Origin of the sequence: Photobacterium ganghwense (assembly GCF_017329545.1) — a bacterium.
GTDB lineage: Bacteria > Pseudomonadota > Gammaproteobacteria > Enterobacterales > Vibrionaceae > Photobacterium > Photobacterium ganghwense.
In genome coordinates this window covers 1940067-1965699 of sequence record NZ_CP071326.1, presented here as the reverse complement: position 1 = coordinate 1965699, position 25633 = coordinate 1940067, and the positions used below count along the sequence as shown (strand labels likewise).

17 protein-coding genes are annotated in these 25633 nt (G+C 53.0%); 8 read left to right on the top strand and 9 right to left on the bottom strand.

The window, feature by feature from the left end; all coding sequences use genetic code 11:
• Nucleotides 1-95: 95 nt before the first annotated feature.
• Both FH974_RS24950 and FH974_RS24945 read right to left on the bottom strand, forming a co-directional pair.
• Nucleotides 96-1070 carry a ParB/RepB/Spo0J family partition protein gene (locus FH974_RS24950; RefSeq protein WP_047884985.1) on the bottom strand — a complete coding sequence of 325 codons (975 nt, stop codon included), beginning with the start codon at nt 1068-1070 and terminating at the stop codon, nt 96-98.
• 8 nt (nt 1071-1078) lie between these two features.
• Entirely contained in the window at nt 1079-2293 is a 1215-nt protein-coding gene (locus FH974_RS24945; RefSeq protein WP_047884986.1) for a ParA family protein, read from the bottom strand.
• 1545 nt (nt 2294-3838) lie between these two features.
• Here FH974_RS24945 and FH974_RS24940 point away from each other — a divergent pair.
• The 5 genes from FH974_RS24940 to FH974_RS24920 all read left to right on the top strand — a co-directional run bounded on the left by FH974_RS24940 (nt 3839) and on the right by FH974_RS24920 (nt 14956).
• Nucleotides 3839-5839 (top strand): replication initiator protein RctB domain-containing protein, encoded by a 2001-nt coding sequence (locus tag FH974_RS24940; RefSeq protein ID WP_047884987.1) that lies wholly within the window; start codon nt 3839-3841, stop codon nt 5837-5839.
• Between the two features lie 131 nt (nt 5840-5970).
• The gene (locus tag FH974_RS24935) at nt 5971-8262 is read left to right on the top strand and encodes a patatin-like phospholipase family protein (protein ID WP_053061802.1); all 2292 of its coding nucleotides are present in this window, start codon (nt 5971-5973) and stop codon (nt 8260-8262) included.
• Nucleotides 8263-8768: 506 nt separating this feature from the next.
• Nucleotides 8769-9845, top strand: a complete 1077-nt coding sequence (locus FH974_RS24930) for an efflux RND transporter periplasmic adaptor subunit (protein WP_242551934.1) — start codon at nt 8769-8771, stop codon at nt 9843-9845.
• On the top strand, nt 9845-12964 hold the full coding sequence (locus tag FH974_RS24925; protein WP_047884989.1) for an efflux RND transporter permease subunit: 3120 nt from the start codon (nt 9845-9847) through the stop codon (nt 12962-12964). Before FH974_RS24930 ends, FH974_RS24925 begins: the two co-directional genes overlap by 1 nt.
• A gap of 984 nt (nt 12965-13948) precedes the next feature.
• A complete protein-coding gene (locus FH974_RS24920) occupies nt 13949-14956 on the top strand; it encodes a substrate-binding domain-containing protein (protein WP_047884990.1) in 1008 nt (335 codons plus the stop codon).
• Nucleotides 14957-15156: 200 nt separating this feature from the next.
• Here FH974_RS24920 and FH974_RS24915 read toward each other — a convergent pair whose 3' ends face one another.
• From FH974_RS24915 to FH974_RS24905, 3 genes are read right to left on the bottom strand one after another with little or no spacing between them, the layout of a single operon-like run.
• Nucleotides 15157-15798, bottom strand: a complete 642-nt coding sequence (locus FH974_RS24915) for a bifunctional 4-hydroxy-2-oxoglutarate aldolase/2-dehydro-3-deoxy-phosphogluconate aldolase (RefSeq protein ID WP_047884991.1) — start codon at nt 15796-15798, stop codon at nt 15157-15159.
• Nucleotides 15799-15810: 12 nt separating this feature from the next.
• Nucleotides 15811-17640: a phosphogluconate dehydratase gene (gene edd / locus FH974_RS24910; RefSeq protein ID WP_047884992.1), complete on the bottom strand. Its 1830-nt coding sequence runs from the start codon at nt 17638-17640 to the stop codon at nt 15811-15813.
• Nucleotides 17637-18146 carry a gluconokinase gene (locus FH974_RS24905; protein WP_047884993.1) on the bottom strand — a complete coding sequence of 170 codons (510 nt, stop codon included), beginning with the start codon at nt 18144-18146 and terminating at the stop codon, nt 17637-17639. The genes edd and FH974_RS24905 overlap by 4 nt, the downstream gene beginning before the upstream one ends.
• Before the next feature lie 163 nt (nt 18147-18309).
• Here FH974_RS24905 and FH974_RS24900 point away from each other — a divergent pair, with 163 nt between their 5' ends.
• Entirely contained in the window at nt 18310-19686 is a 1377-nt protein-coding gene (locus tag FH974_RS24900) for a GntP family permease (protein WP_047884994.1), read from the top strand.
• 145 nt (nt 19687-19831) lie between these two features.
• On the opposite strand, the gene yieH is transcribed toward FH974_RS24900, so the two are convergent.
• Nucleotides 19832-20497 (bottom strand): 6-phosphogluconate phosphatase, encoded by a 666-nt coding sequence (yieH, locus tag FH974_RS24895; RefSeq protein ID WP_047885156.1) that lies wholly within the window; start codon nt 20495-20497, stop codon nt 19832-19834.
• Nucleotides 20498-20697: 200 nt separating this feature from the next.
• Nucleotides 20698-21174, bottom strand: a complete 477-nt coding sequence (locus FH974_RS24890) for a hypothetical protein (protein WP_047884995.1) — start codon at nt 21172-21174, stop codon at nt 20698-20700.
• A gap of 66 nt (nt 21175-21240) precedes the next feature.
• Here FH974_RS24890 and FH974_RS24885 point away from each other — a divergent pair, with 66 nt between their 5' ends.
• On the top strand, nt 21241-21909 hold the full coding sequence (locus tag FH974_RS24885) for a CatB-related O-acetyltransferase (protein WP_047884996.1): 669 nt from the start codon (nt 21241-21243) through the stop codon (nt 21907-21909).
• 175 nt (nt 21910-22084) lie between these two features.
• Here the strand turns inward: FH974_RS24885 and FH974_RS24880 are convergent, their stop codons facing one another.
• Together FH974_RS24880 and FH974_RS24875 are read right to left on the bottom strand one after the other, a co-directional pair.
• Nucleotides 22085-22693, bottom strand: a complete 609-nt coding sequence (locus FH974_RS24880; RefSeq protein ID WP_047885157.1) for a CatB-related O-acetyltransferase — start codon at nt 22691-22693, stop codon at nt 22085-22087.
• Between the two features lie 581 nt (nt 22694-23274).
• A complete protein-coding gene (locus FH974_RS24875; protein ID WP_047884997.1) occupies nt 23275-24198 on the bottom strand; it encodes a Rossmann-fold NAD(P)-binding domain-containing protein in 924 nt (307 codons plus the stop codon).
• 103 nt (nt 24199-24301) lie between these two features.
• Between FH974_RS24875 and FH974_RS24870 the strand changes: the two genes are divergently transcribed.
• Entirely contained in the window at nt 24302-25204 is a 903-nt protein-coding gene (locus FH974_RS24870) for a LysR family transcriptional regulator (RefSeq protein WP_047884998.1), read from the top strand.
• Nucleotides 25205-25633 lie beyond the last annotated feature (429 nt).

Sequence of the window (25633 nt, the reverse complement as noted above, 5' to 3'; positions counted from 1 at the left end):
ACTGGGTACCTGAGTTTCTTGTGTTAACTCAGGCATCATACCAAGTTGCGGGAACAGAGAAAAAAAAACCACGCTATTGAGCGTGGTTTTACTGATTACTTCAGGTAGTCTGCCAGATAGGCCAGAATGTCGTCAGCCTGACGTTCGGTCAGCTTTTTCAGCTTAAGCTGCAGCTTGTCGCCTTCACGGAGGTAAGAAATTTTACCTTTCACCAACTCCAACGGCTGAGGCTTTTCAATCACCATTTTTGGCTTCAGAGTCTCACCCAGTTGCTCCAGATGGTTAGTCACCTCGCGGGTGATCCGGGTAATACCGGAAGCATCAATGGTTTTCCAAAGTGCTGCTTTACCATTGTTAAGCTCACCAACAAACGCTTGCTGCTGGTGTTCACTTAGACCAAAGAATAGACGGTGCAGCTTCACAATGGTCGGGCGGCCCAGCTCACTGACACTCGGATACGCCATCAGCAGTTCCATCGGTAGCGATGCCGCTTTCAGTGCCCCACTCACCAGAGCCTCGCTACACTGACAATATTTGGCCAGCTCTTTCTGATCCGACACTTTGCCAGATTCCAGCAACGCCTGCATCTCTTTGCCGCGCTCATACAGCGACAGCGGCTTGTGTGCGTTCGCAACATCGGACAGGAACTTAGCATGTTCACTGTTGATGCCTTTGCCGACGTAAATAAGGAAGTCTTTTTCAGCCAGAATACACGACATCCGACGGCGGCTACCGTCAAGCACTTCGATTCTGCCATCATCCAACCATCGGCCGACAGCCGGGTATTGCTGCCCTCGCTCTTTTAGCGTAGACAGAATATCAGCCAGCGCATGCTCCGTCAGGAAGGCTTGTTCACGGGCATTTTCTTCAAATACCTGTGTTTTTTCCGCAACCTCACCAGCACCGATTTTTACCAGTTCAAACGCAACGGTCTCTTCGCCGGCCACGGCCAATTCAATCACCGCGGCTTTATCACGCGCCGCAGTCTGTGCTTCTGTCGGCGTCGTTGCCCGACGTTTATCGGCTTTGCCGAACAGACGAGCATTAAGATCTTTCGTTTTGATTGCCATCTGTTAATTTACTCCCGGTTCAGATTCGCCCAATGGCTATGCATCACACGTTCCAGCTCAAGACCAACACGCTGAATCGCTTCCTGGGCGGTTGACAGGGTTTTCTTCCCCCCTTCAAATTCTGCGGCCGTCAGGTCAAACACCGTACTGTAAGTGTCTGCGCACGTTTCAAACGCGCGGCTACGCGGCACGGTCGCCATCATAACCTGATCACGCAACAGGTAATTCATCTCCGTCAGCACTGAGACCTGTTTCTTATTGTCATCTTCAAACATAGTCGGCATCAGACGAATAAACTCCAGGCCGTGCCAGTCTTCAGGGAACATCTCGTAAACGGTTGGCAAGTGCTGGAAAAAGTTCACCGTTGACGCCCAGTCCAAACGCTTGGCGGCACACGGAATAATCAGAGCATTCGATGCGTACATGGCGTTCCAGACCAGCGGATCAATGTGCGGGCCGGTATCGATCATAATGATGTCGAACTCATCGGAGATGGGATCAATCACCTGCTCTTTCAGCAGACGGACAATATTCAGATCCTGATTTTCAGCCAAATCCTGCCACGCATCAGCATTAAACATGGCATCTTCAGGGAACGCTGCAATGGTCTTAAGGTTCGGGTACTGAGTCGGCATGACGACATTCCCCATCAAAAACGCTTTATCGATCGCCTGATTTTCAGGCACGTTACCTAACATGACATCGACCGCTGAATAAATCGTTTCCTGATCACCAATACTGATCTGCGGATTCAGAAACAAACGCAGCGACCCCTGCGGGTCGAGGTCAATCAGACAAATTCGGTAACGTTTGTCCAGATCGAGAGCCAGACAGGCAGCCAGGTGTACCGCAGTCATCGATTTTCCGGTGCCACCTTTTTGGTTCTGCACATTAACAATCCATGGCTTACGACCGGCACCTTCGCGCTGATAAAACGCCGGTTTCTTTGCGGCATCCATCAACTGATGCGCTTCTTCCAGCGTAATGGAATAGTGATTAGCATTGTTTTTGGTAAACTGATGGCCCGCTTTCTCCATTCTGGAAATCGCATCATCCAGTTTCCGTCGGGTCAGGCCAGAGCGACTTTCCATCAAGGCCTTTGACATCGGAGGGAACATTTCCTCACGACGTTCTTCCAACACGATTTCAATACGGTCAGCTTGTACCTGCTTCGTTTGCTCCGCAATGTTGAGCAAATTTTCTATCGTCTGTTCCCTGTTCATCGTCTTATTATTCGCTTTGTAAGTTTTTGACTTATTGTACAGCAAAACAACACAAAAACAATAAAAAGCTGAACGACACTGTGTGATATTTATCTCAGCAGAAAGGGAAACAATGAGCAAAAAACTACCAACACCAAGAACAAATTACACGAAAATTCCAGCAGATTCGTTCGTTAGAAACTTCAGATTAAAAGTGTTACAGCGTCACTATTTTACAATGTAAATTTTGCTCATTGACGAAGTTAAGGGCTGAGTGGATAGGATTACACCGGAAGCGTATTAATCTTCGCTTGAATTACGGTAAGTGTATTTTCAATTTAACACAACCAACCTAAAGCGCGGTTGGCTAACAGCATTCATTCGGGCAGGGCAGGGCAGGGCAGGGCAGGGCAGGGCAGGGCAGGGCAGGCGAGATTGGCATCACCTGAAATACTGACCAACCAGTAATCAACTCACGGATACACAATGCAGATAACCGGCAGTACTTTCAGGCTGTTAACAGTCAGTTCCCCGCCGGGAGTCTTCCGCTACTCACAGATTTCAGGATGATCACCCGGCGTTTGTTATTCGCTCAATCTAACGATCATCCTGAAATCCATGCTAAATAGCCCCAATAGCAGGATTCAGACGACACTAACTTGCTTTGATCATGCGGATACTTGATCATCTTTCCTAAGCTGTGGCCTAAGATCTGAAACAATGATCAAGGAATCATCTGGCCAAATTTACACCGCAACCGGATTCCGGACGTCATTGCTCAATAGGGAAAAATGATCAAGGTGAGATCCTCATTAAAGGCAACGCTTAAAGATCCCCCGGAAGCATGTAAAAAGGAGACTAAACTACGGTAAATGTAGAACTGACAAGGCTTTCAGAGACATAAAGCCTGCTAAAAATAGTCGCACACCAGTACAAAGCAGGGTACCACGAGGAAATTGAAATGCAGTTCTTATCACTTGATCATGTTTCCTTACCGGACACATGACAATTTGCCAGATAACTACGGCCACTGTCATTTCAACTTTGGTTGAAAAAGCAGCGCTTTACGACCTCAAAAAAGAAAATATCCGTGTTTTTACATTCATCTGCTCTCTACTTGATCATTTTTCTGGGTAAAATGAAGCACCTAAAGCGGGATTGGCTTCTTTCCCACGCTGAAATCTTATCGTTAGAGAGCACCGCTTGTGGATAACCCTGTGCGTAACCTGTTCTACAACGATGATCATGCTTGCTGGCAACTGATGATCATCGTTACGATGTGATAATGATCATGGTTCCGACGCCACATTGATCATTGATACGAGACCTTAATGATCATGCTTCCCTGATGCCATTGATCATGGTTCCGTCTAGCACTTTTTTTATGTCTTTTAATATTAGACACTTACAAGCAATCCGCCGCCCAGATCATAAGATCACTTAAACAATAAGATCAGATAAATCATAAAGATCAGTTGTAGAAACTTTTCATAAAAAGCACTTTCTTTCTTGATCTTTTTTCGTTAATCTTTTCCGGAAAAATGATGCATCTACGGCTAATGACAAATGAATTCAGTACCTGTACCGGAAAATAATCACACTGAAAAAATCCTGATCTCCGCCCCTCGATCTCATAAAGACGGTCATCTTTTTGCGATACCTGGCAACTTGGTTGACTGGTTACCGCAGTATCAGCACTTTAAAGGGGTGACAAAAAGCATCATTGAGCTGCTGAATTTAATTTCCCTGCGTGGCCTGTCCAGTCAAGATGGCATGGTTTCAACAACCGAGCTGGTTGAGGCGACAGAAGGTCAGCTAACCCGTGCCGCTATCCAGCAGCGCTTGCGTGCCGCCGTCAATATCGGGTTGTTTAAACAACAACCTGTTCGTTTTGAAGAGGGTTTAGCCGGTAAAACGATGCTGCATCATTTTATCAACCCGGCCCTGCTGATCTCCCAACTGGGTTCAGGCAGCCTGAATTCAGAGCAGAGTAAAGCCAAGGAAAAACAGAAACGCTCCAAGGCACTGGCTCAAAACCATATCAATCGTGCTTTGTTGAGCGAACACGGTCTTGGCACACCACCGACTATGCCGGATGAAGCGGATCAAATCGTGGTTTCTCCCACCAGCTGGGCAGGGATCATTGACCAAGCTTTGGCCCCGCCACGCACCAAGAAAAGTTATCAGAAGTCGATGGTTGCGATCAGCGGCACGAAAGCGATCATCGAAACACGATCGTCCAAATCGATTATGACGGTCGACGATCTCATGACGCTGTTTGCCCTGTTTACCCTGACTGTGCAGTATCACGATCATCATATCGCTGACTACGAGCTGCAGGCGCGGACAATGGCCAATAAAACGCCGGTATACATTACCGATATTCTGGCTCTGCGAGGTAAGAAGGACAGCGGTCCGGCGCGTGATTCTATCCGAGAGAGTATTGATCGCATTGAGTTCACCGATTTCCAGTTACACGAGTTGACCGGTCGTTGGCTGAGTGAAAACATGCCGGAAGGCTTTAAAAGTGATCGTTTCCGCTTTCTGGCACGCACCATCACCGCATCCGAGGAAGCGCCGAAAGAAGGGGATGACGGCGAGATCCGTATCAAGCCTAATCTCTACATTCTGGTCTGGGAGCCATCGTTCTTTGATGAGCTGCTCACCCGGGATTATTTCTTCCTGTTTCCACCAGAAATTCTGCGTCAGCATACGCTGGTGTTCCAGCTCTATACCTTTTTCCGGAGCCGGATGTCACGCCGGGTTAATGATTCCATGTTGCTGAGCGAGCTGAACCAGAAACTGGCTCGAAATATTGAATGGCGTCGTTTCTCGTCTGACTTGATCCGTGAATTGCGCAAGCTGGCTGAGGGCAAGATCACTGACGATATGTTTGCGGTCAACTTGTGGGGCTATCATCTGACGATCACCCCGCATGAGCGTGACAAGCGCTATAGCGATTACCAGATCGATATTCGGTGTGATGCTGATGAGGTGATTCGTTATTCTCGCGCCAAAACGACCAACGAGGGTAAGCGTTCCATGGCGCCGACGATGCCGAACCCGTTGCGCAATGAGATCCTGCCCAAGCAGGAGCTTGATCAGCTTTCCGAGATTATTGACGGTGAATTTGAGCCGATCCAGCGTAAAGAGGGCCGCAGTAAGGGCCGTTTAGGACGCCGGGTGAAGTTGCGTAAGCATTTGGTCGAAATCAATGCCGATGAGCTGACAATCACTCTGTCGAAATATACGTCGCCGGAGGCACTACAGCGCAGTATTACCGCATTGTCGGCGATGACCGGTCATTCGATCGCGGCTATCAGCGAAGAGTGTCATGCCCTGCTGGAAAAGTTGGACTGGATTCGTGTTGGTGGGGATGCGATGCCTTATGAAACCTTAAGTAAGACCATCGAGCTCTACAACAATCAGCAGGATGAGCGTCATCTGTCCATTGAGCGTCTGATCTCGGGCCTGGCTGTGCGCCGTAAGGTGTGTAAGTTGGTGTTTGAGGGACATTACAACGAACAGGTCATGACCGCGCTTGATGATATGGCACGTGGGATCTGAGGTCGTTACCGCTCTCGGCGTTATCTGAAACCGGCATTCTGCCGGTTTTTATTTCCCTGACAGAATACGCAATAAACCGTGCTAGGATGCGTTCTATTGCAAGATTTGTAGTTGAATCTAAAGGAATTATGATGAGCTGGCAGAGAGCGTTACAGCGACGTACCTCACTGGTAGTGGTGTCTCTGGTCTGTTGGCTGGGGACTGGAAGTGAGGCCGTGGCAAGTGAGACGGCGTCAGCACGACCGAAAGTGGGGGTTGTCCTCAGCGGCGGCGGTGCCAAAGGTGCTGCCCACATTGGCGTGCTGTCTGTGCTGGAGGAGTACCGGATCCCGGTAGATGTGATCACTGGGACCAGCATGGGGGCATATGTCGGTGGTATGTATGCCATGGGGCTGTCGGCGGAAGAAGTCCACCGTCGCACCATGCAGGCTGACTGGCTGAGTGGTTACAATGACCGGGTCGGACGCAATGATCTGGTGCTGCGTCGTAAACAGCAGAATGACAATTATCCGATTTATGCCGACATCGGCCTGGATATTGACGGTGAATACCGGGCCCGCCCGGGGGCGTTTCAGGGGCAGGGCATGGCTACTCTGCTGGGTCAGTTGACAGACAACCTCCCGCGGTTGCCCAGCTTCAATCAGCTGGCAATCCCATACCGGGCTGTGGCAACCGATATTGTCCATGTCAAGCCTGTGATTCTGAGTAAGGGCCACCTGGCAACGGCGATGCAAGCATCCATGACCGTGCCGGGCGCATTGCAGCCGGTACGGATCGATGATCAAGTGTTGGTCGATGGCGGGATCGTTAACAATATGCCCGTAGATGCCGCGCAGGCGTTGGGCGCTGAGGTGATCATCGCTGTGGATCTGCGCGATGCCTTGTTTGGCGAACAGCAGTTGAACAGCGCCCTCAATATCATCGGTCAGCTGACCACCTACATGACTAACTCCAATTCTGACTTGCAGATGCAACGCCTGGATGATGAGGACGTCTATCTCCAGCCGGATGTGAGCTTTATGCTGGCACCGGACTTCGACAAAATGGAGCAGGCGTACCAGGCCGGCCGATCCGTGGCACTGAAATCGCTCCCTAAATTGCTGCGCTACCAGCTGTCTGAGCCGGAATACCGCAATTACCTTCGGCGCAAGCTGGATCGGCGCAGTCAGCTCGTGGCCAGCTCGGCTTATTACATCGATAAGATTGCTATTAACAATCATACCCGCCGCTCTGATGAGGCCTTACGTGCCCTGATGGAGCTGAAGGCCGGGCGCGTTATCGCATCGCACGAGCTGGATGATGCCGTTAAGCGGCTGAACAGTCAGGATATCTTTGAACGGATCACCTACCAGATTGATCGTCAGGATGATCAGAACGTGTTGATCATGGATGTGCGCGAGAAAAGCTGGGGACCGGGGTACCTTAACCTCAAGCTGTCCTTTGAGGATGATTTTGCGAACCGCTCTGATTTTTCTTTTGGTACCCAATACCTCTACACTGACCTGACCGAAAAAGGCGGAGAATGGCAGTTTGACTGGCTGCTCGGGAGCTGGAAACTGATTAACTCCAGCTTGTATTTCCCGCTTGATTATCGCAAGAAGACCTATTTTTCGGTTGGGGCAGGCTGGCAGCATGAGGTCCGCGAGTTTCGGCTGTCGGAAGAGCAGGGCGATTTGATCGATCGTCTGGGGGGCGCGGTACTGGAAACCGAGTATGAGAATTACCATGGGTTTGCCGAATTTGGCTGGAACCTGCGTCCTTGGAGCGCGTTGGCGTTGGGTTATCGGTACAGTAAGGGACGGGCGTCTGAAGTCAGCGACCTGAACGAGCAGACCTATCATTCGAATGGTCCGTACCTGCAATTCAAATATGATGATCTGGACAATTCCTTTTTCCCGCGTGAGGGCACGCGTTTTGAGATGACGTTCGGGCTGGGGGATATCAGCAGCCAGCTAAATGATGATCCGAGAATTGACAGTGACAGCCTGCACTATGATGCAACGCTGATTGCCCCGTTCAGTTATGACCGGCATAGCCTGGTTTCTATTGTTCGCTACGCTGGCAGTGAATCGGATGAGTTGCTGCCGGTATATGCCCAGGATCTGGGCGGGCTGTTTAATTTGTCCGGGTATCATCGCTATGAACTCAATGGCCGCTACCGGGCGTTCGCAGGGCTGGTGTACAGTTACCGGCTACTGGATAACAATTTCGGTGCCTTGTCTATACCTGTGTACATCGGGGCTTCGTTAGAGCGGGGCAACGTGTGGGATCAGGCGGACTTAATCAGCTGGGAGAGCAGCATTGGCGCGGCCAGTCTGTTTATGGGACTGGATACCCCACTGGGCCCGGTCTACCTGGCATACGGTCAGGCTGAAGGGGGCGAGAATGCGGTCTACTTTACGCTGGGTGGCACATTTTATTGATTTGCATCGATAAAATATCACTCATTCAGTGTGATTTTTAGTCACAATAGGGGTTGTATTTGAAGATTAGAACACGAAAAAATGGAACTAAGAACACAGTGTAAGAATTATTGTCACTGTTCCTGACATTTTCTTGACATCAAGGTTAGATTTCCCGGCACAATAGGAAGTGGATATAACCTTTGTCCCTTTCGATGAGATGGGTAGTTGACCGTCATGGAGGTCGGGAACTTACCTTGTCACCCTCTCGAAATGCAATATATGAGTTATTTTGCGAGCCATCGACCGGCTCGCTTTTTTTTGCCTGCCGTCAGGTTCACTTCCTGCTTTCCTGCTTCTTCCCGTTATTCCGATGTCTTCGATTCGACACATGCACTGTTATCGTTTCTGGGACGCCCTGAACCTGCGTACGTCAGATCCTATCCCTATCTATAATCAATTGAAGACGGAGCAAGATTTCTCATTGTGACCTGGAACAAGGTCAATCCAACTTTTTGGGGGCGAGAGTGCGACTGACAGGGCTCATGATTGGCGTTGTGTTACTTGGCGCGGTGGTAGCCGGGGTCTGGTACAAGGAATATTATGCCGGCGCGCAGACAAATTCGCGAAGCGCTATCACGCCGACAGTGGTGGTCAGCGAAGTGGTGCGAAAACCGGTGCGCCAGCAAGTGGAAGCTCTGGGTACGGTGAAATCCCGAGAGTCGGTTGTGCTGACCGCCAAAGTGACCGAGAAGGTTGAACAAGTACACTTTCAGGATGGCCAGCAAGCTAAAGCCGGTCAGTTGCTGGTGACCCTATTCTCCGGCGAGCAGAGCGCCAAGGTCAGAGCCGCCCGTGCCAACCTGCAGGAGCAGCAGCGTGAATACCGGCGGATAGAAGGGCTGGTTCGGCGCAACACCATCGCCAGTTCGGAGCTGGACAAGCTGTATACCGATATCGAGGTTGCGAAGGCCGTGTTGGCTCAGAACGAAGCGGAGCTGGATGCCCGTTTTATCCGGGCACCGTTCAGCGGGGTTCTGGGTTTCCGCCAGATTAGTCCAGGAGCGCTGGTGACCCCCGGGACTGTCCTGACAACCCTCGACGATATTGCCACGGTTAAGTTGGATTTTTCGATCCCTGAAGTGTTTCTCGGCAAGCTGTCGCTCGGCACCCGTATTGAAGGGCAGGCGGCGGCTTTCAGTGAGCAGCTGTTTTCCGGTCTCGTGACCAGCATCGACAGCCGGATTAACCCGCAGACCCGCTCTGTTACTGTCCGGGCTGAGATTGCCAACCCCGGGCTGCGGCTGCGTCCCGGGATGCTGATGACCCTCCAGCTGATTCTGGCTGAACACCAAGGGCTGGTGGTACCCGAAGAAGCGCTGGTGCCTCGTCAGCAGGCTCACTATCTGTTTGTGGTCGAGCCGGATGGCACCGTGTCGCAACGGCTGGTGGAAGTCGGGTTCCGGCGGCGGGGTGAGGTTGAGATTGTCAGTGGCGCTCGGGAAGGGGAGCAGGTAATCACCCGTGGTAGCCAGCGGGTGCGTCCTGGCCAGACGGTTGAGATCCGTCAGCAGGAGCAGTTTACCTATCGGGAGGCAGGCTGATGTGGTTGTCGGATATGGCTGTTCGCCGACCGGTACTGGGGTCGGTGATAAGCCTGTTGCTGATCGTGTTTGGCCTGGTGGCGTTTGAACGTCTGCCACTGCGTGAATACCCGGATATCGACCCACCGGTCGTGACCATCTCCACCAGCTATCGGGGAGCCTCTGCCGCTATAGTCGAAACCAAAATTACCCAGCTGGTTGAAGACCGGGTGTCGGGTATTGCCGGTATCCGGGCGATAGATTCCCAGAGCATGGATGGCCAGTCGACAGTGTCGCTGGAGTTTTCAATCGGGCGGGACATTGATGCGGCAGCCAATGATGTCCGGGACCGGGTGTCTGGGATCCTCAGTGATCTGCCACCGGAAGCAGACCCGCCGGAAGTGGAGAAGGCTGCCGCCAGTTCGGAAGTGATCATGTGGCTAAATGTGGTCTCAGACCGGATGAACACGCTGGAGCTGACGGATTATGCTCAGCGGTATCTGGTTGATCGTTTCTCGGTGATTGACGGGGTCGCCAATATCCGGGTCGGGGGCGGTAAAGCGTATGCACTGAGAATTTGGTTGGATCGCCAGAAGTTGGCAGCGCGCAGCCTGACTGTGTCTGATGTCGAAGATGCGCTGCGTGACGACAATGTCGAGTTACCTGCCGGTGCGCTCGAATCGGAAAACCGCCAGTTTACCGTACGAACCCGGCGGGCCTTTGTTGAACCGTCAGATTTTGCCCGTCTGGTTATCGGTGAGGGGGAAAACGGCTACCTGATCCGACTTGGGGATGTTGCCCGGGTTGAGCTGGCCGCAGAAGAAGAGCGCATCACTTTTCGCGGCAATACCCAGGAGATGATTGGGTTGGGCATTACCCGTCAATCGACGGCGAATACCCTGGAGGTCGCCAATGCCGCCAACGCGCTGGTCGACAAGCTCAACCCGACCCTGCCGGACGGCATGGAAATTAAGCGCTCCTATGACTCCTCCGTGTTTATTCAGGCCTCCATCGATGAAGTGTACAAAACCCTGGTGATCGCCCTGATTCTGGTGATTGCGGTGATTTTCCTGTTCCTTGGCAGCCTGCGTGCCATGCTGATCCCTGCGGTGACGCTGCCGGTCGCGTTGATTGGCGCGTTTATCGTGCTGTATGCGCTGGGGTATACCCTCAACCTTCTGACACTCCTGGCGTTGATTCTGGCAATCGGTATTGTGGTCGATGACGCGATCGTCATGCTAGAGAATATCCACCGTCGTATTGCTACCGGTGAACCGCCCCTCAAAGCGGCGTTTCTGGGCGCGAAGCAGGTCAGCTTCGCCATTATTGCCACCACCGTCGTGCTGGTCGCCGTGTTTCTTCCAATTGGCTTTCTGGAAGGAGATTTGGGCAAGCTGTTCCGCGAGTTCTCGATAGCTATCAGTGCGGCTGTGATTTTGTCATCGCTGGTGGCCCTGACACTGAGCCCGATGATGGCTTCAAAGCTGATGACCCCGATTGCGGACGAACCCTGGCTGGTCAGGGTCACTGGCCAGGCGCTGGCATCCCTGACCGGAGCTTACCGGACTTCGCTGGCGGTCTGGCTGCATCGGCCCGCACTCATTGTGGCTGGCTTGGTGCTGATCATGCTTGCCAGTGGTTGGCTCACCAGCCGTATTCCGTCTGAGTTTGCCCCACGGGAAGATCGCGGGGCCATGTTTATCATTGTGAACGGTCCTCCCGGTGCCAGCTACGCCTATATGCAGCCTTACATGAATGAAGTTGAGCACCGGCTGATGCCGTTGGTGGAAAGCGGAGAGATCAAACGCTTGCTGATCCGTGCGCCAAGGGGATGGGGACGCATTTCAGATTTTTCCAACGGTTTTGCCATTGTGGTACTGGAAGACTGGGGTAAACGTCGTGATGCTGGTGCCATCATTGCCGATATCCGTCAGCGGCTGGGGGATCTTGCCGGTATCACCGCTTTCCCGGTGATGCGCCAGCCTTTTGGGCGCGGGGTGGGAAAACCGGTGCAGTTTGTACTGGGGGGCGGTAGTTACGAAGAGCTGGCGGCGTGGCGGGATCTTATACTGGATGCCGCCGCGGCAAACCCGGGGCTAACCGGCTTGGATCATGACTATAAAGAAACCCAGCCACAGCTCGGGGTGGAGATAGATCAGGATCGGGCCGGTGATCTTGGCGTCTCACTCAGTGAAATCGGTCAGACCCTGGAATCGATGCTCGGATCTCGTCAGGTCACGACCTATACCTGGCAGGGGGAAGAGTATGACGTCGTTATCGAAGGGCAGCGTGAGCGTCAGAATACTGCGGAGGATCTGGCCAATTTGTATGTCCGGTCTCAGCGTACCGATGAGCTCATTCCGCTGTCCAGTTTGATCCGTGTCCGGGAAATGGCCGATGCTCAGCAGCTCAACCGCTTTAACCGGGTTCGCTCGATTACCCTGGAAGCCAATCTGGCGGACGGTTATCCGCTGGGAGAGGCGCTGGATTACTTAAATGGGCTGGTGCGCCAGTATTTGCCGCCTGACGCCGTGGTGAATTACAAGGGCGCATCGAAAGACTATCAGGATTCCAGCACCTCTTCGGTGTTTGTGTTTGCCCTGGCGCTGATCGTGGTGTTTTTAGTTCTGGCTGCTCAGTTCGAAAGTTACGTTCATCCGTTTGTGATTATGCTGACCGTGCCACTGGCGACGTTCGGGGCATTACTCGGCCTCTATTTCACCGGGCAGAGCCTTAACATCTATTCCCAAATTGGGATCATCATGCTCATCGGGCTGGCGGCCAAAAACGGAATTTTGATTGTGGAGTTTGCCAATCAGCTGCGGGATCAGGGCGTGGCTTTTGAAGAAGCGATTTTGGATGCGTCTGCCGAGCGGCTGCGACCCATCCTGATGACGGCGATCACCACAGTAGCCGGTGCCATTCCGCTGATTCTGGCAACCGGTGCTGGTGCGGAAACCCGGATGGTGATTGGCATCGTCGTCCTGTGTGGAATCAGCCTGGCAACCCTGTTTACGCTGGTGGTGATCCCGGTGATGTATAGCCTGCTGGCTCGCGGTACGCAAAGTCCGCAGTACGTCACTCGACAGCTTCAGAAACAGTTGGCGCAGGAAACCTCACCCTCTGATGCATCCCCCTAACGCTGGTGTCACGACTCTGACAGAGGGTTAAGGGGTGTTTTTCTGGCTAACCGGAATCCCTGTCGCGCGCAGCTCTTGCCACATTTTGTCGGCAAGCCGGTTGAACTCAGCAAATCCCATCGGGCGTCCCGTCTGAAGGGATCCTGTCTGAAGGTATCGGGAAACGGAGTGGGAATGACTGGGGGCGCATGACACGCGGTTAACTGGAAATGTGTGTTTCATTACTGCTCACTTGTGACTGCGGCTCATTTGGCGGCCATGGTTTCCGGGAACTGATTATTCGGGGTGACTGTGACTGCTGTGTGGCAGTTCCGTGACACATCTATAGTGCAGCCACCTGTCGTTGGATGAACGCGCTAGGGGCAAGGTTGCGAGTGAGCCTGTTGCATTAAGGTTTAAGGTTAAGGTGTCGCTGTGGCGAGTTACCTTACAACAAGTGACTCTCGGATGGTTTTTAGGAGGGTAATGATGATTCAGGATCTGGAAGCAAGGCCCCTGGAAGAGTGATTAAGGCATGAGGATCCTGGAACAATGATCAAGGTGCAGTGATCAAAATTATGATCAAGACGCCTTGTTCAAGTGCGATGGTTCAAGGAGCTTTGATTTGGAAGCCATGCCAGGATGCCAAGATCAGGGGGCGGTATAGGCGGTGATCGGATTGTTGGTGAGTGGGGTAGGCTGCCCGGTTCATTGTGCTAATCGCGGATCTTATCCTTGATCATCGTTGCGGGAAATGGAGTCTCACTGCCTGCATTTGGACGCTTTTTTCATTCTCTTATGGGAGAGAGGTCGAGTCAGACGCTGATGTAGGTGAGGATGGCTGTCAGTTGCGTGTGCCGGGAGTGCTTTATCTTGGACAGATGTTCGTCAAAGAAGCGGTAAGTCGGTGCGTTCAGGAGAACGCAATCGGTTGGCCGAGGAAAAAAGCTGACATTCCAATAACAAAGCGCTATGTTACACGTAACATTCTGGCTGGAACTAAAGATGACAGAGCAACGAAAACGCCGTCCGACCCTGAAAGATATTGCTGAGCGGGTGGGGGTAACCAAAATGACCGTCAGTCGCTACCTGCGTGACCCGAGTACCGTGGCGGCGGCTACCCGGGAGAAAATAGCGTTGGCTGTCGATGAGATGGGCTACGTGCCAAGCCGGGCCCCGGATATTCTGTCTAATTCCACCAGCAAGGCGATCGGCATCCTGATTCCCTCGTTATCCAACCAGGTGTTTGCTGCACTGGCGCAGGGAATTGAATCGGTTACCCGTCCAGCCGGCTACCAGACTCTGATTGCCCACTACGGCTACTCGCCGGAAGAAGAAGAAAAGAAAGTAGCTTCGCTGCTGTCATACCATGTTGATGGCTTGATTCTGACCGAAGGGCGCCATTCCCCGCAAACACTGAAAATGATCAAGGCGGCCGGTATCCCGGTGGTTGAAACCATGGATATCCCGCAAGAGCCGATCGATATGGTGGTGGGGCTGGATCACCGCGCAGCGGCCAACGCGATGGTTGAAGCCATGCTGGCGCGCGGCAAAAGCCGGATACTGTATGTCGGAGCTCGTCTGGACGTGCGTACCCGCCTACGGATGGAAGGCTATGCTCAGGCAATGGAGGCTCATGGCCTGGAACCTCGCTATGTACTGACGGAAAAGCATTCCAGTTTTACCCAAGGACGCGAGTTATTGGATGAGGCTCTGGTACAGTACCCGGATGCCGATGGCCTGTTTTGCACCAATGACGATGTCGCGGTTGGGGCTTTGCTGCGGTGTCAGCAGCGAGGGATTGCCGTTCCGGCCCAGATCGCTATTGCGGGATATAACGCGTTGGATATTGGGCAGTCGGTTTCACCGGCCCTGGCCAGTGTCGAAACGCCGCGTGAGGTGATGGGGATTAGAGCGGCCGAAATGTTGCTGGCCAGACTGGGGGGGGACGAGGATGCTGCCCGTTTTAACGATGTCGGATTTACAGTGTTAATTGGGGAAAGTATCGGCTGACAAGCAGTCGGTTTTCGATGGCTCTCTGCCAGTAAAAAGATCGTTTTTTCAATGATAAGCCGCCCTGCTGTGATAGGCAGCAGGGCGGCTTATTTTGTTTTTGCGATTGGCAATTAGATACGAGTCATGAGCTACTGGCTGATTGGTTCGCGCAAGTGGTCGATTAGCATCAATTGCTTGAAAGTGAAAGCGCCTGAGGCTTATTTGGTCGTCAACGCCATGGCTTCCTGTGACAGGCGGGTGACTTCATCCCATTGACCATGCTTAATCGCGTCTTTAGGCAGCATCCAGGATCCGCCAACGGTGGCAACACATGTCACCGCCAGGTAGTCAGCAGCATTGCCCGGGCTGATACCGCCGGTCGGACAGAATCGTGCCTGAGGCAGCGGCGCGGCAATGGCGGCCAGTGCTTTGGCACCGCCGTTGGCTTCTGCCGGGAAAAATTTCAGGTGGTCGTAGCCAGCGTCCAGGGCCTGCATGACTTCTGATGGTGTGCTGACCCCTGGGATCAGCGGAGCTGTGCCCAGTTTGGCATGGGCCAGAAGCGCAGGTGTCATTCCCGGAGAAATCACAAATTTCGCACCGGCGGCTACAGCGGCATCGTACTGGGCACAGGTCAGCACGGTGCCAGCGCCGACCATGGCATCTGGCATTGCTGTTGCGATCCGGGCAATGGCCTCCAGTGCGACAGGTGTACGCAGGGTAATTTCAAACACTGTAATGCCACCATCCTGCAGGGCCTTGGCCATTGGCAGTGCATCCTCGAGATTGTCGATCACCATGACCGGTACAACCGGTGAGGCGGAGAAAACGGCTTGAGGGCTGATATTCCAGTTGTTCATGTAATGAGTTCCTTAGTAAAAGATCGTCGCACCGGTTTCGGCACTTGAGACATTGCTGCGCATCAGGGCAAACAGATCACGTCCCCAGGTTTGTTGTTCGGTTTCCGTATCAACATTGGCAGGCTCTCGCCCGCTTAGGTCAACCAGGCATTCCAGCGTGCCGCTGTCCGCATCCAGACGCAGGGGATCGCCATCACGCAGGCGACCGATGGCGCCACCACGAACCGCTTCCGGGGTGACATGGATGGCGGCGGGAATTTTTCCTGATGCGCCGGACAGGCGGCCATCGGTGACCAGCGCAACCTTAAAGCCGGATTTTTGCAGGTTGCCGAGAATCGGCATCAGCTTGTGCAGTTCGGGCATCCCGTTGGCGGCCGGCCCGCTGTGGGTGACCACTACAATCGCATCCTGATTGAGCTCACCCCTGTGATAGGCTCGCTCCACGTCATGCTGGCTGGTAAAGACTTTGGCCGGTGCTTCAATAAGCCGCTGGTTGTCCGCCACAGCAGAAATTTTGATGACTGAACGGCCCAGATTACCGCGCAATACCTTGAGGCCACCAGTGACCTGGAATTGTTCGCCACGGGCGGCAAGCACGGACGGGCGTGAGCTGGCACCGACAGGTTTCCATTTCAGTTGGTCGTCAATCAGCTGTGGTACAGTTAGGTAATCTTGCATGGTACCGAACACCGGAGTCGCATCTAGGTGGATCAACCCGGATTCGGCCAGCCTTGCCATCAGGCCGGGTACGCCACCTGCCTGCTGGAAGGCGTTCACATCTTCTGGGCCGTTAGGGTACATACGTACCAGTAACGGTACCACATCTGACAGATCGCTGAGGTCGTCCCAGGTCAGCACCAATCCCGCCGCGCGCGCCACCGCAACCATATGAATGCTGTGATTGGTGCTGCCGCCAGAGGCCAGCAGGGCCACCAGCCCATTGACCAGGCTTTTGGCATCAACCACTTGGCTGAGTGGACGGTAAGCACCGGAACTCGGTGTCATGGCGGCAATCCGGCGCGCGGCTTCTTCGGTCAGTGCCTGTCGCAGCGGATCGCTCGGATGAATAAATGCGGAACCCGGCAGCATCAGCCCCATAGCTTCAAACACCAGTTGATTGGTGTTGGCTGTACCGTAAAAGGTGCAGGTTCCGGCTGAGTGATAAGCGTTACACTCCATTTCCAGCAGGGCGTCTTTACCGACTTCTCCGGCAGCATATTGCTGGCGGACACTGACTTTTTCTTCGTTGGTGATTCCGCTGCTCATGGGCCCGGCTGGGACGAAGGCGGTAGGCAGGTGGCCATAAGCCAGCGCGCCCATTAACTGCCCCGGGGCAATTTTATCGCAAATGCCCAGTAGCAGGGTGGCATCAAATGCATTGTGGCTGAGTGACAGGGCGGTGGCCTGTGCAATCAGATCCCTCGAAAACAGTGACATATCCATACCTGGCTGGCCCTGGGTAATGCCGTCACACATGGCGGGCACGCAACCGGCGACTTGGGCGGTATGACCATCCCGTCCGACCGCGGCTTTGATTTGCCGAGGGTAATCCTGATAAGGATGATGAGCGCTGAGCATGTCGTTGTAGGCGCTGATGATGCCGATGTTGGCACGGGTCATATCCAGCAGCTGTGCTTTTTCCTGCTGGCAGCTGGCTGCAACAGTGTGCGCCAGGTTGCCACATGACAGTGAGCTGCGACCTTTACCTTCCTGTGCCTGTTGTGCCGTGCGGGCTAGCCACACCGCGCGAGTGGCCTGACTGCGCGCCTCGATCCGCTCAGTGACTTGTTGAACAACGTCGTGAACGGCCGGTTTTTGCTGCGGTGTTGTTGGGGAACTCATGCCAGCGCCTCCAAGGCATGAATAGCCTGCTCAACCACTTCTTCAATGCTGCCGTCGATGGAGACTGTGACCACATCCGGCTCTGCATCGGGACGTTCTAACGTGGCAAACTGGCTGTTGACCATGCTTTCGCGCATGAAGTGGCCTTTACGCGCTTTCATGCGGGCCATGATCATGTCTCTGTCGCCATCAAGGAAAACGAAACGCACTGACTGGTTACCGTCACGGATTTGATCCCGGTACTGGCGTTTCAGCGCAGAACAGACGATCACGCCGGTTTCATTCTTGTTTTCCAGGCTATAAGCCGCGTCACGGATCCGAATCAGCCACGGGGCGCGATCGTCATCGTTCAGCGGGGTACCACTGGCCATTTTTTGGATATTGGCACGAGGATGCAGATCATCACCGTCAATAAATTTGGCGTTGAGGACTTGGGCAATGCGTTCACCAACAGTGGATTTACCGCTGCCGCATACGCCCATCACGATAATGCTCTTACCTGCCATTTTTCTACCTCTATCTCATTTTTGAAGTTTGGCTTGCGTCTTGGCTTGTAACTTAGCATGTTACCGGTAACATGTTACCGGTAACTATGAACTTTGTGAAGTTTCCCACAATAATCAGAGTCGCGGGATAGCGGCGTAACATGAATAAATAAAAGGTACTCCTATGAACTCTATAGCCAATACACCGGATCCGGCATATTTGCTATCAGTGGCTGCTGCAGCCATAGCCTTATTACTGTTATTAATCATGCGGTTAAAAGTTCATGCTTTTATCGCGCTCACCGTGGTCAGTTTGCTGACGGCGATGGCCACCGGGGTGGCTGTCGACAAAGTTGTGCCGACCATGCTGTCTGGCTTTGGTGGCACACTGGCGTCGGTCGCGTTACTGGTCGGCCTGGGCACCATGATTGGCCGTATCCTGGAAATCACCGGAGGTGCTCAGGTGTTGGCCGAAACCCTGATTGGGCGTTTTGGTGCTCATCGGGCCCCACTGGCGCTGGGGATAGCCTCACTGTTGTTCGGTTTTCCGATTTTCTTTGATGCCGGGCTGATTGTGATGATGCCAATCCTGTTCAGCGTCGCGAAACAATTTGGGGGGTCTACCCTGAAATACGCCCTGCCGGCGGCCGGTGCGTTCGCGGTCATGCATGCCTTTTTGCCGCCCCATCCGGGTCCTGTAGCGGCAGGTGAGCTGCTGAATGCCAATATCGGCCTGCTGACGATTGTGGGTCTGCTGGTGGCGATTCCAACCTGGTACCTTGGGGCCTACCTGTATGGGCAATGGGCCGGACAGCGCTTTGTTCTGCCGTTGCCACAGGCTTTCCTGTCGGCACAGGCGCAAATTGATGAGAAGAATAAACCGTCATTCAAAGTTGTTATGGGGATCCTCCTGCTGCCACTGGTGCTGATTTTCATGAACACTGGCCTTAATACCCTGGCCGTCACCGGCACGGTTAACAGCGATGCTGGTTGGGTCAATGTACTGCAGATGCTGGGTAAAACGCCGATTGCGCTGCTGATCACTCTGCTGGTTTGCCTGGCGGTGTTTGCCAAAGACTACGGCATGGCAAGGCTTGAGAAAATGTGCGGCGAATCACTGGCGCCGATTTGTGCGGTGATACTCGTGACCGGTGCCGGCGGCATGTTCGGTGGGGTGCTGCGTGCCAGCGGAATTGGTGATGCTTTGTCACAACTTCTGGCAGATACCGGTATGCCGGTGATTCTGGCGGCCTTCCTGATATCAACGGCACTTCGGGTGGCTCAGGGCTCGGCAACGGTTGCCTTGACGACGACCGCCGGGCTCATTGCACCGACAGTGGCAGCAACCGTGGGACTGACTGAGTTTGACTTGTGTTTTATCGTGATTGCGATCGCCGCAGGGGCGACTGTGCTGTCGCACTTCAATGACTCAGGTTTCTGGTTGGTTGGTCGCCTGCTGGAAATGGATGAGAAAACCACGCTGAAAACCTGGACGGTGATGGAAACATTGCTCGGGACCATCGCGTTTGTAATTGTCGCGACATTGAGTGTGTTCCTCTGACAAGCACTCCTGCGAGTGCAATCCTGTCGACGTGAAAAAGCAGTAAGACTTTTCAGTACAGATAACGCCGGGCATCACAGCCCGGCGTTTTTGTTTGTCTTGTACGCTGCGGTGCGGAACAAAGATGCTTTCAGAACGGCTCTCTTCAGGCCGGCTCAATATGCCTGAGCAGATCCGGCATGGTTGTCAGTGGTGTGACAAGCGGGTGGTCGATGTGCGGCGTATTGGCGCACGCCGTGAAATGAAAGGTCGGAATGTCAGCATTGATACCGGCCTGCACACCCTTGAGAGTATCATCGACAAATACACAATCCTGTAACCGGTAACCCATATTCATAGCGGCAAAGTGGATCAGATCCGGGTCAGGTTTCCAGCTGCAGGCTTCAAAGCCGCTGAACAGCTTGCCTTCAAAGTAGGGAAGTAGGTTAGTCAGGCTCAGGGTATGTTCCATTTTGTGCACCGGGCCATTTGACGCGATACACATATCAATCCCCTGCTTGTGGAGCGTCGCCAGTAATTCGGGGACACCGGGAATGGGCTTGAGATGCTGTTCAAACAGCTGACGGCATTCTTCACGGTACATTGGCTCGAGAACATCAATTGGCGTTCGTACTCCGGTTCGGGACCGGGTTGCCGCTAGAATATCGACAATCTTTCCACCCTGAAAATGCTGCAGGCATTCCTGAAGGGTCAGGTGTCCGCCAAGCCGTGAGAAAATATTAACCAGTGCCTGATTACACAGGATTTCACTGTCCACTAACGTGCCATCGCAGTCAAAAATCACGCAACGTGTTCTGAATTTGCTGTTCATCGTATGTCCCTGCTGCTGCATCCTCCATTCAGAGTGATAATCCAGGGCACTGGAATAGACAATCACCGGACATGGAATCTGTTAGCTGAATCGCTGGGAACTGGCATTCATCAGGTAAATTTGTGCTTCATGACGCAAATTCTGGCTGGGCCTTGTTGGGGTAATCTATCGTTCATCTCGATCATGACACCACTGGTCGGTCAGGATACGACTGCCTGCGGTGCATAGGTTGTCAGAAAGTGTTGCAGGTATGGCAGGCCGGTTCCCGGACGGGCTTTCTCTGCCTGCAGAAAGTTCAGAATGGCATCTTCGTGATCGCGTACCAACGCGTACAAGTCGTGGTGATCTGTGGCGTCATCGGCTTGTCGGCGATAGCGCACGGCGTAAGGTTCCACCCACGGGATCAGGGTATCGAGCAGGGCTGGCCAGCTCAGATGCAACCAGTTTTCAGCGTCCTTGACGCCTTTATTTTCCATTTCCGGATCTGCCTGCGGGCAACCCATTCCCAGTGGTGTTAGCCCGTTTTTTAGCAGTTTGGCGGTAACTTCTTCAACTTGTATCAGAAGTTGCCATTTATTGATATGGGTATCATCACTATACTGTTGAGCAAAAGCAGTAAAAAAGGCGATGCCGTAAAGCTCACCTCGATAGGCAGAAAATAGCGGATTCAGACACATGGCATTACTTGTGTTTCAGTCGGCAGAGCCGGGTGTGAGTTCAGGCAATCATTATAAGGTGTGGCTATGTCAGCATCCATTTTTCCTTCATGGCTGGGTGGTTATGAAGTCAGGGATCATATAAAAAATCCTAATATTTCCGTGGGGGAATATACCTATTACTCCGGGTATTACCACGATAAGCATTTTGAAGATCATTGCGTACGCTACTTACTGGGCGATCATTCCAGCCGGGCTGTCTGGGAATCCGGTATCTTTGGTGAGGTCGATAAACTCATTATTGGCAAGTTCTGTTCAATCGCTTCCGGCGCAACGTTCATGCTGGCGGGCAACCAGGGGCACCGCCATGACTGGATTTCATCCTTTCCTTTTGATGTCGGCAAGTTTGGCGATAAGGTTAAATCGGGCTTTGAACGAGACGGTGATACCGTGATTGGTAACGATGTGTGGCTGGGGACCGAATGTGTGATCATGCCCGGCGTCAACATTGGTGACGGCGCGGTGATTGGTGCGCGAGCGGTGGTCACCAAAGATGTGCCGCCCTACGCGATCGTTGTCGGGAACCCGGGGAAGGTCGTGAAAAAGCGCTTCAGTGACGAACAGATTGCGAAATTACTGGAAATGAAGTGGTGGGACTGGCCACTGGCGCTGCTGAAAAAGCATATGGATGTGATGTGCAGCAGTGATGTCGATGAGTTGTACCAGTATTATCTGGCGTTTAAAGCGAAGCTGTGACCTGTCTGTATGTTCAGGTGCTGTCTGTTCGGGGGGCCTGTTCAGAGGTGGTTTTAGGTTCCGGGGCCATTGATAAGCCGCGAAACAAGCAATCGGTACTGCCGTTGGGTATGTCAGCCGGTTGCCCGGCTGACGATTGGTTACGTTCGGTGGTACTGAATCCGAGGGTGTTGTGTCACGCTTGTACCATGTCGTAATTCTGACTGGCATGCTCCAGCGCCTCAATATCTGAAGCACACAGCAACGGCTTCAGGGCGGTAAACTTTTCTTCTGGCCAGTCGTAGATCCGTAAGGTCAGTAGTTTGTTTGTCACTGCTGCTGAAAAACGGTGGCGAAGAAAGCGGGCCGGTGAACCTCCAACGATCGTGTAGGGGGCGACTGACTGGGTCACAACGCTGTTAGCGGCAACAATTGCGCCTTCACCAATTGTGACACCGGGCATGATCATCGCCCTCATCCCAATCCAGCATCCGTCTGCCAGAATTGTGTCGCCCTTGCCCTGATAACTTTCTTCAATGGTGTCGGCGAATGGATACAATGAAAACCAGTCGTGACGGTGGGTATGATTGCCGCCCATCAGGATAACGGCTTCGGCACCGATACAGACATAATCGCCAATAAAGAGTTTGTCGATTTTCCAGCGTGGCTTCCAGTGACGGCTGACTTCATCGCCCAGCAGATAGCGTACGACAGACTGCTCGAAGCCATCGTCATAGGCATCGCTGTAATAGCTATGGGTACCTTTCAGGATAATGTTCGGGTTGGTGACGGTTTCATGCAACAGCGCTACGGTTGACCAGTGTTTGTCTGATTGGCCGGGCGACTGGCGAGGCGTTTGCCCAGCTTTTTTCCTTGCTAAACGATTCGCTCTGAGATTCTCCCTAAGTGTGTTCCATCCGGCCCAAATTCTTTGGAGCATTTTCGACAGAGCGGTTATCGATAACACCGTTGTCGATAGAACCAACTTCAATAAATCCTTGCTTGATAATGCCATCGTGATCTCCGTGTGGTTTTCACTCGCGTTTGCGCCGTTTTCCGCGCATAGAGGAAGCAAAAACCTGAGTCTGAGTAAAGTGTGATGGCCACGGGGAAAGGGGACAACCGCCTCTCATCATTCAAGCCGATGCTAAGGTCTTCGTTGTGGTCTCTGAATCTTTGTTAATCGTGCGGTGAGTGCGCACCCGGTGGCCGAGAAAACAGGCGTTCCCGGCCAGCGCTAGGCAATCCAGGGTTGCTGGAGGTAAGCAATAGTCGTCACAGCAGCACTTGCGGCAGCTTGTAAAATCAGCATGTTTGCTCCTGTGAGGAAAGTGAAAGTTGGACGAATCATACCCGGAGCCGCAATGAAGTCAATATGAGGTGGCCTCACGCCGGGCGCCGCCTTTTGTTCCAGCAGTGTTGCATGGCCAGTTCCAGCGGCGTGTGTGTCATCGCCGGATGTCCCCGCAACTTCCCTGTGATGGCCAGCTGCCCGCCTTGCTGCCAGAAGCGCCGCATTTTCGTGAATCCCCGAAATAAGGGGGAGAAGAGAGCAAGGAGTCCGAACAGCGGCCAATGCAGCGGCATCACACTGACGGGCTTGCCGCTCGACAGTGCAAGACAGCGGGCAATGTCCTGCATGTTGGCTTTATATCCCCGGTAGAAAAACACATCGAGTCCTGTGGGTTGGCACGGTTGTTCAGTCAGGCGATGGACAAGGTTTTCGGCCAGATCAGGCAGAAATGTCCAGTAATGGCAAAGCTCATAAGGGCTGGGGGATTGCAGGATCAGTTTCTGGCTGGTTTCCTTGATCAGCATTCCGAGAAAGCTACGTTGGAACTGATCATCCAGGCTGTAGCCAAAACACACCACAGAGACACTGGCACCGGTTGCGACCGCCTGCTGGATCCGGGCTGTTAGAGAGGCAGGCAGATGCAGGGGAAGGGGAGCCTTGCGCTGCCACAGCCAGTTGCCCATGGAATGATGAATGTCGTAGTGGTTGGTGGTCAGTACCAGATGGCGTTGATAACGGGCCACAAGTTCGATCAGCGTATCGAGAGAGAAACTGCATAGCGGGCCAGCGCATGGATCCGGGAGATGCAAGAATACGGTTTCCGATTCGCTGACCAGTTGCTCCATCAGCGCATGATCATCCGGGGCCATTTCCGCAATCATCAGGTTGTCAGACAGAAAAACCGGCTGGGTATGATCGGAGATGGCGGCGACCACGTCCCAGTGGTGTTTGTTCAGCGCCTGGCAGAGTAGGTTGCCCATCTGCTGTTCTGCGCCGAGTACTAACGCTTTCTTCATAGTTACCTTCCACCTTGCGATTCATATCAAAGACAATCTCAACAAGTTAAGGACTTTTTGTGGGTATAGTACATAGATAAATCGGCATAGTGGGTATTTGATAATGCATAGCATTGAATGGGATAGCATCCGGATTTTTCTGGCCGTTGTGGAAGAAGGCAGCATGTCGGCCGCGGCGCAAGTGCTGGGGATGTCACAGCCCACCGTCAGCCGACAAATTGTTGCTCTGGAAGAAAAAATGGGGTTTAACCTCTTTGACCGCTCGTCAAACGGTTTATCCCTTACGACGGCAGGTGAGGGGTTATTGGAATCAGCCCGGGCAGCAGAGTTGGGCGTCAAAGGCTTTTTGCGGCAGGTGAATACCTGCATTGATAACCATCAGGGGCCTGTCAGGCTGGCGGCCGGTGAGGTGGCGGGGTTTTACTTTCTGCCGAAGGCACTTGAAGCTTTCGGGCGGGAATACCCGGGTATTGAGGTTGAAATTCTGGTGGAAAATCGTGGTGTGAATCTCAACAAACGGGAAGCGGATATCTGGATTGCCCGAGAGAAACCGTCCCAGCCAGATATGGTGGTCAGTTTATTGCGTCAGGCACCAATCGGTTTTTATGCCCATCGTGACTACCTGCGCCAGCATGGTGTGCCAGACAGCTTGCATGATATGCATACCGGCCATTACCGCTTGATCGGTTACGACAGGCTGGAGGTGTATTCGCAAGCCGCCGCGCGGGTTGGCGGAACGGTGAATAAATCTCACTTTAGCTACCGGACTGACAGTTACAAAATGCAACTGGAACTGGCCCGGGCGAAAGCGGGGATCACGGTCATGTTTGCCAGTGTCGCGGCCCGCTATCCTGAGCTGGTGCCGGTGCTGCCTGGCGCCCCCATTCCTGATGCTCAGTGGTGGCTGGTCTGCCATCACGATGTCCATGTGAACCCCCGGATCCGTTGCCTGATGAACTTTCTGACCCAGTGGTTTCAGAAAGCGCCATTGAGCCTGGTGGGGTAACCGACAGAGTGGCCATTGTGCTGTGTGATCACCGGTCAAAATGAGCCCGTTGTGTAAAGTCCTCATCATCTTAAAGTGTTCAACGCGCTGGCCGGAATATGCGTGTGAGGTCCCAGAAGCAGTTTTGTACTATTGATATTGTTGAACGATACTAAAAAAACTTGAGTGACACAGATCGCACCTGATGAATAAATCATCAAAAGTAAACGTTTTCGTTGCGGTTATTTTGATCTGAACCAGCGATTTTTCAATTTATTTTGCTTTTTCGGAAACAAAAGTTGAGTTATTCAAAAAAAATTGAATAATGTAATCAAAAGATATAATGCTGAGAGAATGCTGCTCCACACGTTCTCCTCAGCCGGTCTGTATGACAGATGTGTCATGGGGCACGCGTTGTCCTTGAGCCCACAATAATCTGATGAGATAACC

Excerpts from the sequence above, each read along its gene's own strand:
- FH974_RS24950 (WP_047884985.1), bottom strand. The coding sequence starts at position 1,070 with ATGGCAATCAAAACGAAAGATCTTAATGCTCGTCTGTTCGGCAAAGCC.
- FH974_RS24945 (WP_047884986.1), bottom strand. The coding sequence starts at position 2,293 with ATGAACAGGGAACAGACGATAGAAAATTTGCTCAACATTGCGGAGCAA.
- FH974_RS24940 (WP_047884987.1), top strand. The coding sequence starts at position 3,839 with ATGAATTCAGTACCTGTACCGGAAAATAATCACACTGAAAAAATCCTG.
- FH974_RS24935 (WP_053061802.1), top strand. The coding sequence starts at position 5,971 with ATGAGCTGGCAGAGAGCGTTACAGCGACGTACCTCACTGGTAGTGGTG.
- FH974_RS24925 (WP_047884989.1), top strand. The coding sequence starts at position 9,845 with ATGTGGTTGTCGGATATGGCTGTTCGCCGACCGGTACTGGGGTCGGTG.
- FH974_RS24920 (WP_047884990.1), top strand. The coding sequence starts at position 13,949 with ATGACAGAGCAACGAAAACGCCGTCCGACCCTGAAAGATATTGCTGAG.
- FH974_RS24915 (WP_047884991.1), bottom strand. The coding sequence starts at position 15,798 with ATGAACAACTGGAATATCAGCCCTCAAGCCGTTTTCTCCGCCTCACCG.
- edd (WP_047884992.1), bottom strand. The coding sequence starts at position 17,640 with ATGAGTTCCCCAACAACACCGCAGCAAAAACCGGCCGTTCACGACGTT.
- FH974_RS24905 (WP_047884993.1), bottom strand. The coding sequence starts at position 18,146 with ATGGCAGGTAAGAGCATTATCGTGATGGGCGTATGCGGCAGCGGTAAA.
- FH974_RS24900 (WP_047884994.1), top strand. The coding sequence starts at position 18,310 with ATGAACTCTATAGCCAATACACCGGATCCGGCATATTTGCTATCAGTG.
- yieH (WP_047885156.1), bottom strand. The coding sequence starts at position 20,497 with ATGAACAGCAAATTCAGAACACGTTGCGTGATTTTTGACTGCGATGGC.
- FH974_RS24890 (WP_047884995.1), bottom strand. The coding sequence starts at position 21,174 with ATGTGTCTGAATCCGCTATTTTCTGCCTATCGAGGTGAGCTTTACGGC.
- FH974_RS24885 (WP_047884996.1), top strand. The coding sequence starts at position 21,241 with ATGTCAGCATCCATTTTTCCTTCATGGCTGGGTGGTTATGAAGTCAGG.
- FH974_RS24875 (WP_047884997.1), bottom strand. The coding sequence starts at position 24,198 with ATGAAGAAAGCGTTAGTACTCGGCGCAGAACAGCAGATGGGCAACCTA.
- FH974_RS24870 (WP_047884998.1), top strand. The coding sequence starts at position 24,302 with ATGCATAGCATTGAATGGGATAGCATCCGGATTTTTCTGGCCGTTGTG.